We start from the raw sequence: 13,691 nt of genomic DNA on the forward strand, positions 1-13,691 counted from the left end.
TATTTAATTTCTAATCTATTATCCCTCTTATAAAATCTGTTTTATTATCACAGTAAGAGTTAACATCATACCTATAAAGTTTTGCTAGTTTTTTCTTTAAATTAGAATACTCTTTAACTTTATCTGTATTTAGTCTTAAGATTTCCATACCCTAATTTTCTAGTTTACCTATAGCCTCATTTAAATAACTATAGTTTTCAATTACTATATCGACATCCAATCTTAGCTTTGCTGAAAGCCCTTCAATAGATGTACTACCAACATGTTCTATTTTTAAAATTGAACCTCCTAATATATTTTCTAGTGTACACTTTAATTTTTCAAACTCATACTTCCAATTTGGATTATAGTCTAATGTTTCAACAATTTTTGTAAAATATCCATATCCATCATTCTCATATCTTTGTATGTTTTTATCAATCCATTCTATAACTTCTTCATTTGAAAAAGCATGCTCCCATGCATACATTACCTCTACATCTTGTAGCATTTTGCTTATTTCCTTAAAGTCATTATAATTCATTTTTCTAATATATAGTCTTTTACTCTCAATCATTGTATTCACTGCCTTTAAAAAATAACCATAGATTAAGCGTTATATACAATCTCTCCATTACATATTGTATAATTAACCTTCCCATATAAAGATTTCCCTTTAAATGGTGAATTATCAGCTTTAGAAACAAAGCTTTCAACTGTCCATTCTTCTTCAGGGTTGAATATAACAATATCTGCTACTGCCCCTTCTTCTATAAATCCAATATTCAAATTGTATAATTTTGCAGGGTTTGTAGACATTTTTTCTATTAACTGCATCATACTAAGATGATTTTTATGCACTAAATTTGTTATTCCAAGAGATAGAGAAGTCTCAAGCCCAATAATTCCACTTGGAGCTTTTATAAACTCTCTGTCTTTTTCTTCTTCACTATGAGGTGCATGGTCTGTTGCTATTATTTCAATAGTACCATCATTCAATCCTTCTATAATCTTATCTCTATCCCACTTACTTCTTAGGGGTGGATTCATTTTTGCATTTGTTCCAAACACTAATACATCTTCCTCTGTCAATGTAAAGTGATGTGGTGTAGCCTCTGCAACCACATTTGCACCCAGATATTTTGCAAATCTAACCATATCAACAGATACCCCAGAACTTATATGTTGTATATCAACCTTAGCACCAGTCTTTAGTGCCAACATACAGTCTCTAGCTACCATAACATCTTCTGCTACAGTTGATGCACCTTTTAAACCAAGTTCTGAAGCTATCTTTCCTGCATTTACACCTGGATTTCCAACTAAAGAAGGGTCTTCTTCATGAAAACTAAGTGGTACATCCAACTCTTTTGCCTTAATCATTGCTTCCATAATTAGATTACTATCCATTAAAGGTAATCCATCATCAGTAAATCCTGGTACACCAGCTTTTTTAAGAGTTTCCATATCAACTAGCTCTTTCCCTTCAAATCCTTTAGTTATAGCTGCTGCTTGTAAAACATTTATACATGCATTCTTTGACTTTTCTTTAACATAGTTAAAAGTATCTTCATTGTCTACAATTGGATTTGTATTTGCCATACATATAACTGTTGTAAATCCACCTCTAGCAGCAGCTTTAGCTCCACTCTCTATATCTTCTTTATATGTAAGTCCTGGGTCTCTAAAGTGTACATGAACATCTACTAAACCTGGTGCAACTACATTATCACTAGCATCTATTACTTTTTCATATTCATCACTTTCATCAAACTTACCTATTTTATAAATTTTATTTTCTTTTATTATTAAGTCAACATTCTCATCTCTTTGACTTTTAGGGTCTATTACTCTACCATTTTTAATTAAAATCATCTTGTTTCTCCTTTATACTTTTCATTTATCTAGACTCATATAATATTATACATTATTTTACATACTTAAATACAAAATTACGTTTGACATCAATAGCCTTTTTAGGACAAAGTTCATGGCAACAGTAACATCTTATACATTTACTTAGGTCTATAATAGCACCCTTATCTCCCATTTCTATAGTATTTGCAGGGCAAGCTTCCTTACATTTTCCACATTTTATACAATCTTGAAATCTAACCACAGGCTTTGGTGTTATAAGCTTTGAAATAGGTTCATTTAAAAATTTTGGTAGTTTTACAGAAAATAGTCTTAAATCTTTACTTACATTTGGAACCTTATAGTCTTTTATAATTAAATCATTTATGTCTTCACCTAAAATCTCAATATCTGAAAAATCTCCTTGTATATACCCTCTTTTAATAGCCCCTCTAATTGTAGCAACTCTATTTGGAAGTAAGTTTATAATTTTACATGCAACAACATCTATGGCATACGGATTTTGTGATGCTAATAAGACACCTATTTCTCGAGTAGTTCCAGCTGAAGGTCCATCACCTTCCATACCTACTATCCCATCCATAATTGTCAATGTTGGCTTTACATAATCACAAATATCTAAAAGTACATTTTCACAAAACAATTCTTCTGTAGGAAATCTATAATGTATTTCTGCTTTTTTCAAGCCTGCTATACATCCATATAAGTTTTTTGTACCACCAGTAAAAGTTGCCATTACATGTGTCTTTAATTTACAAAGATTTATTATGTAATCTGCATCTACTATTGGTTTAATAATATCCATATATTTTAGAACATATGCTTTTTCACTATGTATCTTAACATCTGAAACATCATAATTTAACTTGATACCCAACTCATTTGCTACTGTTTCAATTCCAGATGCCTTATAAATACTCTTAAGAGAACTTTGACTATATGGACCACCAGGACTATCTGCTATTGTAATGTCACAATTTAACTCTAAAAGCTTTTCACATACAACTCTTACAACCATAGGATGTGTCGTTGTAGCTTCTTCAGGCTTTTTTTTCATCAATAAATTTGGTTTTATAAGTACTTTACTTCCTTTTTTAACAAACTTATCTATACCACCAATATCCTCTAAATTTTTTTCAATAGATAACTTTACCTCTTCATAATTGTAAGTTTTACAACTCCTAACAGATACTGACTTCATATTATCTCCATCCTTTTATCACAGCACTTTATTTGTATAATTTAAAAAAGGAGAAACCAAAGTTTCTCCTTTTAATCTATTGTTTTAATTATTATTTTCCAAAATGTCTGTTTAATAATCCTAAGAATGCTTTACCATGTCTAGCTTCATCTTTACACATTTCATGAACTGTATCATGTATAGCATCTAATCCTAATTCTTTAGCTCTCTTAGCTAATTTTAATTTTCCATCAGTTGCACCATACTCAGCATCAACTCTAACTCTTAAGTTTTCTTTTGTATCTGCAACTACAACTTCTCCAAGAAGTTCTGCAAATTTAGCAGCATGCTCAGCTTCTTCAAAAGCTATTCTCTTATAAGCCTCTGCTACTTCTGGATAACCTTCTCTATCAGCTTGTCTACTCATTGCTAAATACATTCCTACTTCTGTACATTCACCAGTAAAGTTAGCTCTTAATCCTTCGATTATTTCTGCATCTACACCTTGAGCTACTCCTATTCTATGTTCATCAGCCCAAACCATTTCGCCTTTCATTTCTTCAAACTTATCAGCTCCAACTTTACATACTGGACATTGTGCTGGTGCAGCATCTCCTTCATGTATATATCCACATACTGTACAAACAAATTTTTTCATAATTAACTTCCTCCCAATTTTATATAATTAATTTTTTATTTTTAAGTTTAATAACTTGCTACAAGAATATATATACCCCGGGCTTTGTAGTTTAAACACTAAAAATAAAATTTATTTCCTAATTAATTTTATCACTTTGAAACATCAGTATCAACCAAGTTTTGATGTCAAATTTCTACATAATATATAATTTATTCGATTAATTAGGAAATAATTGTCCTATTAAATACTTTCTAATGAAGACTCTTTTGAGTCTTTAAGTTTCACTTTTTTGCTCTTTAAAAAAGATAATTTAGTTTCTGCTGTTATGATTGCAACAAATATCAAGATGCTACCAATAACCAATTTTGCTGTAATAAGTTCCTTTAGAATTATTATAGAAAATATAGTACCAAATACAGCTTCTGTAGATAATATTATAGCTGTCCTAGTTCCATCAACTCTTTTTTGACATATAGTTTGAAACAAAAATCCAATTGTAGTACTAAATACAGCTAGGTACATAGTTCCCATATAACCAGATAATTCAGCTTCCATTTTTAATTGACCTGCAAATGTTTGAACTATTAAAGACATTAAAAACGCTACAGTAAATTGAACAGCTGTCAATGCCATTGGGTTGTTATCTTTTGCAAATTCACTTGTAAAGAATATATGAAATGCAAATCCCAATGAGCATATAAGTGTTAGTAAATCTCCAAAATTAATAGAGAAATCTGCTTCTAAAGAAAGTATTCCTATCCCTATAAGAGCTACTAAACTACTTATCATTCCTATCTTATCAAGTTTCCTTCTATAAATTATGAATCCTATGAATGGAACTATTACAACATTTGCTGCTGTTATAAATGCATTCTTGGATGGCGTAGTGTACATAAGTCCAATAGTCTGTACTGTGAAGGCTAGAAATAAAAATATTCCTAAAAGTCCTCCTGCTTTTAATAATTTTTTTCCCATATTGGCACGAATCTGTTTAAAAAACAGAAAACTCATAATTACAGCTGCCAAGAAAAATCTTAAAGTTATGATTTGTAGAGGTGTAAGCCCACCGTCTAATGCAAATTGGGTTGCTACAAAGCCACTTCCCCATATAATTGCTATAAATATTAGTCCTATTTCTCCAAAGTATTTTTTCAATAAAGCCCCCTCCTTTTTATTTTTTTGCAAAATTATAAACCCCCTAAACAGCAAGAGAGTTTTTCTATAAGCATTACTATAAATTAATATAGTAAATTTTTTCAGTATTTTAAATCTAAATTTATATCCATTTTGAGCTCAAATTTGTATCCACTATTTAACAGTAATATATTAATCATTTTTTGTAAACACCTTTTTAATAAATTTTTATATTTTTTATATCTTTTTTACTTATACTAAATTTTTTTATAGATAATTTTAATATCTATGATACTTTAATACTATGCAAATAATGTCATATAAGTTACATTTTAGTTATCTTAGTTACAACTTTGTCGGTTTACTTTTTCTACGTTCTTCGATATAATTGTAATATATTTTTGATACAGTTCGACAAAAGGGGGAATGCTGTAATCATGGTAAAAAAAAGAAAAAAGAAAACTGTTACACTTACTATAATTGTTGTAATAGTTATTGGTATTTTTTCTATGGCATGGGCGGATATGTCTAGAAAAAAAGAAATTAAAGAAACTCAAGAAAGACTTAAAGCCGAAAGATTAGAAAAAGAAAGAATTGAAAAAGAAAAAAATGAACCTATTATTGGGGCAAAAAAAGAAGCCGCAAAAGAATATGGATATGATGCAAAATTAGTTTGGGACAAACTTAGCAAATATGACTATTCAAACAATGGAGAAAAGATAGTCTTTCTTACATTTGATGATGGACCATCTACTACTAATACTCCACAGGTTCTAGATATCTTGAAAAGACATGATGTTAGAGGAACTTTCTTCATTAAAGGTGATTCTCTTGAAAGAAAAGGGGCTAATGAAATTTTAAAAAGAACATTTTATGAAGGAAATGCAATAGCTCATCACTCTTATACTCATGACTATAAAAAACTGTATCCCGGCAGAAGTTTAAATCTTGACACATTCGTAAATGAACTCAACAAAACTGATGAAGCTATGAAAAAAGTTTTAGGAAAGAATTTTTCCTCAAAAGTAGTTAGATGCCCAGGTGGATATATGTCATGGAAAAATATGGATCCTCTAGGAAACTACTTAAAAGAGAAAAACATGGCATCAATCGATTGGAATGCTTTAAATGCTGATGCAGAAGGTAAAAAGAAAAATGCTCAAGAGTTATTTGAACATGCAAAAAAATCTTCTGAAGGTAAAGAAATGGTCGTTCTTTTAATGCATGATACTTATGGCAAGCAAGAGACAGTAAATTCATTAGACCAAATTATAACATATTTTAAAGACAATGGTTATCAATTTAAAACTTTAATATAATAAAAAAGTAAGTTCATTGATTATACTTTTATACTCAATGAACTTGCTTTTATTTTATTTTACTAGCTCAATTTTCACAAATTTTTTCTTTCCTATTTGAACAACTAATTCACTTTCTTTTACAATAGTACTTAAGTCCTCTACTTTCTCACCATTTACCTTTATTCCACCTTGAGAAGCTAATCTTCTAACTTCACTCTTACTCTTAACAATTTCATTAGCAACTAATACTTCAATTAAATCAAATCCATCTTCATTAGCTTGAATTGTTTGTATATCTTCAGGTATTTGACCTTTTTGGAATACAGATTTAAATCTTTCTTCAGCTTCTTTAGCAGATTCTTCTCCATGATATAATGTTACTATTTCTCTTGCTAAATTCATTTTTATATCTCTTGGGTTTACTGAACCCTCTTTTAACTGAGATTCTATTTTATTAACTTCATCAGGATGAACATCAGTTACTAAATTATAGTATTTAATTATAAGCTCATCAGGAATTTCCATAGATTTTTGGTACATTATTCCCGCTTCTTCATCTATTCCAATGTAGTTACCTAAACTCTTACTCATTTTTTCTTTTCCATCTAATCCTTCTATTAAAGGCATCATTATTACTATTTGAGACTCCATACCAAATTCTCTTTGTAATGATCTTCCCATTAGTAAATTAAATCTTTGGTCAGTTCCTCCAAGTTCTATATCAGCTTCTAATGCTATAGAATCATATGCTTGCATTAATGGATAGAAGAATTCATGTACTGATATCGGCATTTGTCCTTCATATCTCTTTTTAAAATCTTCTCTTTCTAACATTCTTGCAACAGTAATAGTTGCAGCTAATTTTATTACATCTTCAAAATTTAATTTAGCTAACCACTCACTATTAAATCTTACGCTAGTTTTTTCTTTATCTAAAACTTTGAAAATTTGTTCTTCATAAGTTTTTGCATTTGCAAGAACTTGCTCTGTTGTTAAAGCTTTTCTAGCCTTAGACTTTCCAGTTGGGTCTCCAATTTTTCCTGTAAAATCTCCAATTATTATCACTATTTGATGACCTAAATCTTGTAATTGTTTCATCTTTCTAAGAACTACTGTATGCCCTAAATGTATATCTGGAGCACTTGGGTCTAGACCCAATTTTACTATCATAGGTTTTCCTTCTTTTTCTGATTTAATAAGCTTTTCTCTTAACTCTTTTTCATCTATTAAATCGTCTACACCCTTCATAATTATTCGCATTTGCTCGTCTATCGATTTCATTTTTCATTCCTCCTAAAATATTTATATAATCTATAATTTTATTTTTATAATAAAAAAAGCTTTCATCCTATTAAAAGGACGAAAGCTTTGCTTACGTGTTACCACCTTAGTTCATCAATATCTCACGATACTAATCTCTTAGAGTACAATTTACATATACTCGTGTACTATAACGTGTACTAATCCGATATCTCTTAATGGTTGTTATCTTTCAGAGATATTGCTCTGAGATGTATTCAAACTAAATCAATTTATTCCATCTCACCAAACTGGAACTCTCTGTTAAATAAAATCTAGGCCTACTTCTTCTCTTCATAGCATTTGCATATTCAGATTATTTCATCAATTACAAGAAATTTTTCTTAACTTACTCATAATATATTATTATTTTTATATTTTGTCAACCTTTTTTATTATTATACACATGTTTTTTTACATTATACTATTTTTTTATATTTTTTACCAAAACCTAAGGTTTATTTTTCAATTAAAATATTTATTTGTTTATTGACGATATTACTCTGACTCAATCTTATATTTATTTTCTTATTTAAAAATGCATTTATAATTATTAAACTGATAACAGTTACATTAAACATAAAAAACAATAATAAAATTATTATTAAAAAAGAAATTCTAGCATACAATAATTTTTTAAATTTTGCTATCATAAAATTTTGCAGTGACATACATGAATCTCTAATAATAAAATAGACACATAGATAGGCAGTTGATATGAAGATTGTTTTTAAATAAACAAAATCAACCTTAATATTCAATAGCTTTACAACTTGAAAAATGACTAAATAAGAAACACATATGTAAAAAACTTTCTTTGAACAACACAGAAATTGATTTAAACTTCTAAAATTCTTAAATATTAAAAACTTTTTTAAGGAATTAGAGTCTAAAATATGCAATTTATTCCCCAAAATCAAACTTAATAAATATATGCAAAACACCATCCCAAAAGGAAATAATGCTATCATCAAATAATAAATAAAATTTGTATATCCATTAAAATAAATCAATTTACTATATCCTTGAAATTCTTTCATAAAACTATAACCTATTAGTGCTGAAACATATATATCAATGAAAACCATTACAATAACTCCAAATATTGAGCCATATACTAAATCGTCCATAACCATTGTTGGTTTATTTATTAGATAACCACACATTGTACCAAGCAATACACTTTGACTTGCCCAAATACCAGTTCCTAGATTTCCAAGTACTAGAGAAATTATTAAAATTGAAGTAATTCCAGATAAAATAGTATACTTTAAATCACATTTCAAGCAGATTATACAAAAAAATACTGGTACTATAAAATCTAAATAAATAGCATATCCAAATCCAGTACCTACAGCTATAATTGTTACTACTATGAATAAAGATGACAATAAAGCTGCTTCAGTTAATTTTTTAGTAATATTCAAAACACAGCCTCCATAAATTATAAATTTTCTAACTAAAGTTTTATTTTTAATATAGTATATCACTTTTCTAAAAGATTTTTAATAAATATAAATTTTAATGAAAGTATTTATGTTAGAAATGATATAATATATCTTAATATTCAGTTTTATAATATACTAGGGGGGGTAATTACTATGTTTAAAATTAAACACTTTAATGATTTGAGTTTAGATGAATTTTATGAAATAGCAAAATCAAGATATGAGGTATTTGCTTGTGAGCAAAAGATATTTTCCTTAAACGATTATGATGATATAGATAAAAACTCTTATCACATATTTTTAAAAGATAATGGATTGATTTGTGCTTATGCTAGAATAATTCCTAAAGAATACAGTTCTTATAATGATGTTTCTATTGGTAGAGTTCTAGTTCTTTCTAGTCATAGGAAAAAGGGCTTAGCAAAACAAATGATGGATTGTGCTATAGATTTTATAAAAGTTAATTTACATGAAAATAATATAACTTTATCAGCACAAGCTTATATAAAGAACCTTTACTTATCTTGTGGTTTTAAGGAGATATCAGAAGTATATGATGAGGCAGGCATTGAGCATATCAAAATGAGATTATAGTGTTGACAAGCTAATATTGTTAATATATAATTTAAGCATAAATTATATATATTGAATTGATATTTAGGTATTTGAAAATACCTTACATAGAGTCAGGAGGCTTTTGCTTTCTGATTTTTTTATTATCAAAATTCAATAATTATATAGATTCAAAGTGTTAATTTTTATTCTATATTCTACTTTCCCCAAAAGTAAGAATTATACCCAACTTTGTGATAGGCATCTTGCCTATCTTTTTTTGTAAAAGTAACAAGGTAGTAATATAATGCATAGTTTAGAATAAGAAGATTAGCTCAGGCTAAATTTCATGCATGGAGGTGCTACTATGAAAAACCTTAACGATATTCAAGTGAAAAAATCTGTCAAAGTTGAAGATATATTGTCTAGTGGTAATTTAAGAGAAAGAATGTTAGCGCTTGGTCTTACTAGAGGAGCTGTTATAGATGTAGTTAGAAAAGGTCCAAAAAATAATTTAACCGTCTATAAAATCAGAGGCAGTAAGATAGCTCTACGACAAGAAGAAAGTAGCTTAATATTAGTTTCTGACATTTAAAATTTTCTAGCAGGAGGATATTAATATGGGGTTGACACATAACTCAACTAAAATGAGTTCTTTAAAAGACATGTTTGATATAGACAACAAAGAAGACCAGTTTGTAATTGCATTGGCTGGTAATCCAAATACAGGTAAAAGTACTGTATTTAATCATCTTACAGGGCTTAGACAGCATACTGGAAATTGGCCAGGAAAAACTGTAGCTACAGCTCGTGGTAATTTTAAATATAAAAATGCCGAATATGCATTAATAGATTTACCAGGAACATATTCTTTATTCGCCTTATCACAAGAAGAAATTGTGGCTCGTGATTTTATATGTTTTGGCAATCCTGATGCAGTAATAGTAGTATGTGATGCTACATGTCTTGAAAGAAATTTAAACTTAGTATTTCAAGTGATGGAACTTACAGATAAAGTTATTTTATGTATAAATTTAATAGATGAAGCTAGAAAAAAAGGAATTACTATTGATAAAGAGATTCTAGAGAATTCTCTTGGTATTCCAGTTATTTTAACTGCTGCAAGAAATGGTTCTGGTATGGATGAACTATTAGATACTTTAAATGATGTATCTTTTGATAAATATAAGTTAAATAATAAACCTGTTAAATACAGTGAAAATATAGAAGATATGGTAAAATCAATTCAACCAGAATTAGATAATATTATACCAGGTATAAATTCTAGATGGTTGGGTCTTAGACTTATTGATGGTGATGAAAGTATATTTGAATCTATGAGTAATTATGTAGATAAAGATTCAATAAATGCTATTAATGAAGTAAAGAAAAAGATTCCAAGTGATATAAATAAACAGAAAATAAGGGATGAATTTACTAAAATCAACTATGATTATGCTAAAAAACTGAGTGATAAGTGTTGTTCTAATGTTGCTAAAAAATCAACAGATAGAGAAGAAAAAGTAGATAAAATATTGACATCTAAAATATTTGGGCTTCCAATAATGCTCTTATTGTTAGGTACTATCCTGTGGATTACTATAGAAGGTGCTAACTATCCATCCACTTTATTATCTAATTTATTACTCGGATTTGAGCCAAGTATTTCAAGTGTATTAAATAGTATTAACTGTCCATCGTGGTTAAGCGATATGTTGGTTTTAGGATTATACAGAACATTAGCGTGGGTAATCTCTGTAATGCTACCTCCTATGGCAATATTCTTTCCTCTATTTACCTTGCTTGAGGATTTTGGATATTTGCCAAGAGTTGCATTTAACTTAGACCACCTATTTAAAAAAGCTTGTGCACATGGTAAACAATGCTTAACTATGTGTATGGGATTTGGATGTAATGCAGCTGGAGTTATTGGTTGTAGAATAATTGACTCTCCAAGGGAAAGACTTATAGCTATACTTACAAACAACTTTGTACCTTGTAATGGTCGTTTTCCTACTTTAATTGCTATATCTACAATATTTTTTAGTTCAGTTATAACTAGCTCTTTTATATCTAGTGTAGCAACTGCACTTTGTATAACTTTACTGATAATTCTAGGTGTTATAATAACATTGTTAGTTTCTTATACTCTTTCTAAAACGCTATTAAAAGGAGTTCCTTCTACATTTACATTAGAACTTCCACCTTACAGAGTTCCTCAAATTGGAAGAACTTTATATACTTCTATAATAGATAGAACAATATTTGTTTTAGGAAGAGCTGTAATGGTAGCCATACCTGCTGGTGTCATAACTTGGATATTTGCAAATATCTATATAGGAGATTTAAGCATATTATCACATGTTGCAAACTTTTTGGATCCTTTAGCTAAATTAATAGGTCTTGATGGTTTCATATTGATGGCTTTTATTCTTGGATTCCCAGCAAATGAGATAGTTGTGCCTATACTTCTAATGGCTTACCTAGCAACTGGTTCTATGATAGAATTAGATAGTTTTAGTGCTTTAGGTCAAGTTCTTAGAGAACATGGATGGACTTATTTGACAGCTTTAAATGTTATGTTGTTCAGTTTACTGCACTGGCCTTGTGCAACAACACTTTTAACAATAAAAAAGGAAACTGGAAGTTTAAAATGGACTGCCTTAGGATTCTTAATGCCTACTATACTTGCTTTTGTTGTTTGTTTTTTAACAACTACAATTTATAATTTATTTATATAGTTAGTGTTAACTGGCATTAAACGTATCATATAAACACCATTTAAAGATTTATATACTTTATTATAAAACATAGAGGTATATTCAATGATAAGTATAATTACTTAACATTTGAATATATCTCTATTTTAATTCTTATCTAGATACTTGTATTGAAATCTCGGTCATATAATTATCTTCATTACTTTCACAGAAGAAGTCAAGTACACTCTCTTCATATGAATTTCCAATAATTTTATATTCGTTCTCATATATATATTTTTTTAATTTTTCATAAGATTTATATGAATCCTCATATTTTCCAGTATGATTTATACATGCATACATTCCCTCTGGTTTTATATATAACTTTTTATCCTTTATTTTTCTATCTATTTTCAAATAAAAACTTGATATGCTTAAATAGTCTCCATTTTTTATATTTTCATTACTTACTATTACTCCCAACTCATATCCTTGATACAAATTTTTTGATTTACAGTAATTAGTAAAATCTATTAACTCCATCATAAAATCTCCATTACTCATACTGCTTAAGTCACTTGACAACACTAAGTATTCCTCACATCTTTTAGATATATAAATTTCTTCACTATTCATCCTAGAAATTCCTTCGACCGTTATATTTATTCTATTTTGCATCTTAAAACTTATCTTTCTTAATTTTTTTATTTTTTCTCTTATCTTTTTTTCTTCTTCTCTAAGCATTTTCACACAAAGTTGAGGACTTCTATTTTGTATATATTCTTTTATTTCTTCTAAACTCATTCCTATTTCTCTTAGTGATTGTAATATGTCCAATGTATCATATTGATAGACTGAGTAATATCTATAATTATTTTTATCTTTATATTCAGGAGAAAAAATCCCTATTTTATCATAAAAAATTAATGTCTGTTTAGATATTCCACACAACTTGGCGAATTCTCCTGTAGTAAAATACTGTTTTTCCAAGGGTTATACACTCCTTATCTTTTTATAATCTATATAGTTACTATATTCTTTATTATAACGTTAAAGTGTCAATATATCTTTATTTTTAATAAAATTTATTTAAAATGTTTTAAGATTGAACAACGGAATTGAATGACCAAAAGCTTTCTCCTCTTACTAATGTTGTGATTGATTCAAACCCACAATTGTATTGAATAATATTGTTTACCTTACATACATTGGATTTTTTGCTTTTTTCTCAAACTTTATTATAGCAAAAATAAATGGTGATAAAGCAGATGAAAGGTATGTAGAAGATGAAAAGTCAGCTATGGCATTTACAGGACAGTTTGCTGTTATAGAATTATTTATTTTATGGTGTATTACTATAGTATCTAGAAATGTAGAATTAATGTGTGTTTTGTTATCAGCTGCATATGCAATTACTTTAAATGTTTATGCTATAAAACTTTATATTTTAGAGGAAAAAGTATATTTTTAATCTTAAGAGAAACAAAAAATGTTAACTAAAAAATATAATTAAGTAGACATTTTTATTAATCTATGATACAATAGTATTTGTGGTGATACACAAGTAAATCAAGTATATCT

The 13,691-nt window shown here is 28.4% G+C and carries 12 protein-coding genes, 1 pseudogene and 1 other annotated feature; of the genes and pseudogenes, 5 read left to right on the top strand and 8 right to left on the bottom strand.

Annotated features, from left to right (window positions below; genetic code table 11):
- Positions 1–10 precede the first annotated feature (10 nt).
- From KGF39_RS19800 to KGF39_RS02410, 5 genes and pseudogenes are all read right to left on the bottom strand, one after another.
- A pseudogene (locus KGF39_RS19800) lies at positions 11–556 on the bottom strand (GrpB family protein).
- Positions 557–588: 32 nt separating this feature from the next.
- Positions 589–1,854, bottom strand: coding sequence for a dihydroorotase (locus KGF39_RS02395; protein WP_227821047.1), 1,266 nt, complete (start codon positions 1,852–1,854; stop codon positions 589–591).
- Between the two features lie 52 nt (positions 1,855–1,906).
- Positions 1,907–3,055 (bottom strand): DUF362 domain-containing protein, encoded by a 1,149-nt coding sequence (locus KGF39_RS02400; protein ID WP_227821048.1) that lies wholly within the window; start codon positions 3,053–3,055, stop codon positions 1,907–1,909.
- Positions 3,056–3,146: 91 nt separating this feature from the next.
- Positions 3,147–3,692: an NADH peroxidase gene (locus KGF39_RS02405; RefSeq protein WP_009889371.1), complete on the bottom strand. Its 546-nt coding sequence runs from the start codon at positions 3,690–3,692 to the stop codon at positions 3,147–3,149.
- Between the two features lie 222 nt (positions 3,693–3,914).
- Entirely contained in the window at positions 3,915–4,859 is a 945-nt protein-coding gene (locus KGF39_RS02410) for a DMT family transporter (protein WP_227821049.1), read from the bottom strand.
- A 386-nt stretch (positions 4,860–5,245) separates the two neighbouring features.
- Here KGF39_RS02410 and KGF39_RS02415 point away from each other — a divergent pair, with 386 nt between their 5' ends.
- Complete coding sequence (locus KGF39_RS02415) at positions 5,246–6,127, top strand: polysaccharide deacetylase family protein (RefSeq protein WP_227821050.1); 882 nt, start codon at positions 5,246–5,248, stop codon at positions 6,125–6,127.
- A gap of 54 nt (positions 6,128–6,181) precedes the next feature.
- Here KGF39_RS02415 and tyrS read toward each other — a convergent pair whose 3' ends face one another.
- Both tyrS and KGF39_RS02425 read right to left on the bottom strand, forming a co-directional pair.
- A complete protein-coding gene (tyrS, locus tag KGF39_RS02420; RefSeq protein WP_227821051.1) occupies positions 6,182–7,390 on the bottom strand; it encodes a tyrosine--tRNA ligase in 1,209 nt (402 codons plus the stop codon).
- 71 nt (positions 7,391–7,461) lie between these two features.
- Positions 7,462–7,715: a binding site (T-box leader), on the bottom strand.
- Positions 7,716–7,866: 151 nt separating this feature from the next.
- Positions 7,867–8,835, bottom strand: coding sequence for a DUF2232 domain-containing protein (locus tag KGF39_RS02425; protein WP_227821052.1), 969 nt, complete (start codon positions 8,833–8,835; stop codon positions 7,867–7,869).
- 174 nt (positions 8,836–9,009) lie between these two features.
- Here KGF39_RS02425 and KGF39_RS02430 point away from each other — a divergent pair, with 174 nt between their 5' ends.
- From KGF39_RS02430 to feoB, 3 genes are all read left to right on the top strand, one after another.
- Complete coding sequence (locus KGF39_RS02430) at positions 9,010–9,450, top strand: GNAT family N-acetyltransferase (RefSeq protein WP_107594527.1); 441 nt, start codon at positions 9,010–9,012, stop codon at positions 9,448–9,450.
- Between the two features lie 325 nt (positions 9,451–9,775).
- Positions 9,776–10,003 carry a FeoA family protein gene (locus KGF39_RS02435; protein WP_054273505.1) on the top strand — a complete coding sequence of 76 codons (228 nt, stop codon included), beginning with the start codon at positions 9,776–9,778 and terminating at the stop codon, positions 10,001–10,003.
- A 25-nt stretch (positions 10,004–10,028) separates the two neighbouring features.
- Positions 10,029–12,149, top strand: coding sequence for a ferrous iron transport protein B (gene feoB, locus KGF39_RS02440; protein WP_227821053.1), 2,121 nt, complete (start codon positions 10,029–10,031; stop codon positions 12,147–12,149).
- A 132-nt stretch (positions 12,150–12,281) separates the two neighbouring features.
- Here the strand turns inward: feoB and KGF39_RS02445 are convergent, their stop codons facing one another.
- Positions 12,282–13,100: a MerR family transcriptional regulator gene (locus KGF39_RS02445; protein ID WP_054273564.1), complete on the bottom strand. Its 819-nt coding sequence runs from the start codon at positions 13,098–13,100 to the stop codon at positions 12,282–12,284.
- A 190-nt stretch (positions 13,101–13,290) separates the two neighbouring features.
- Here KGF39_RS02445 and KGF39_RS02450 point away from each other — a divergent pair, with 190 nt between their 5' ends.
- Positions 13,291–13,581 carry a DUF3796 domain-containing protein gene (locus tag KGF39_RS02450; RefSeq protein WP_227821054.1) on the top strand — a complete coding sequence of 97 codons (291 nt, stop codon included), beginning with the start codon at positions 13,291–13,293 and terminating at the stop codon, positions 13,579–13,581.
- Positions 13,582–13,691 lie beyond the last annotated feature (110 nt).

The organism is Clostridioides sp. ZZV14-6345 (assembly GCF_020657775.1).
Lineage (GTDB): Bacteria > Bacillota > Clostridia > Peptostreptococcales > Peptostreptococcaceae > Clostridioides > Clostridioides difficile_D.

Excerpts from the sequence above, each read along its gene's own strand:
- KGF39_RS02415 (WP_227821050.1), top strand. The coding sequence starts at position 5,246 with ATGGTAAAAAAAAGAAAAAAGAAAACTGTTACACTTACTATAATTGTT.
- feoB (WP_227821053.1), top strand. The coding sequence starts at position 10,029 with ATGGGGTTGACACATAACTCAACTAAAATGAGTTCTTTAAAAGACATG.
- KGF39_RS02400 (WP_227821048.1), bottom strand. The coding sequence starts at position 3,055 with ATGAAGTCAGTATCTGTTAGGAGTTGTAAAACTTACAATTATGAAGAG.
- KGF39_RS02395 (WP_227821047.1), bottom strand. The coding sequence starts at position 1,854 with ATGATTTTAATTAAAAATGGTAGAGTAATAGACCCTAAAAGTCAAAGA.
- KGF39_RS02405 (WP_009889371.1), bottom strand. The coding sequence starts at position 3,692 with ATGAAAAAATTTGTTTGTACAGTATGTGGATATATACATGAAGGAGAT.
- KGF39_RS02435 (WP_054273505.1), top strand. The coding sequence starts at position 9,776 with ATGAAAAACCTTAACGATATTCAAGTGAAAAAATCTGTCAAAGTTGAA.
- KGF39_RS02430 (WP_107594527.1), top strand. The coding sequence starts at position 9,010 with ATGTTTAAAATTAAACACTTTAATGATTTGAGTTTAGATGAATTTTAT.
- tyrS (WP_227821051.1), bottom strand. The coding sequence starts at position 7,390 with ATGAAATCGATAGACGAGCAAATGCGAATAATTATGAAGGGTGTAGAC.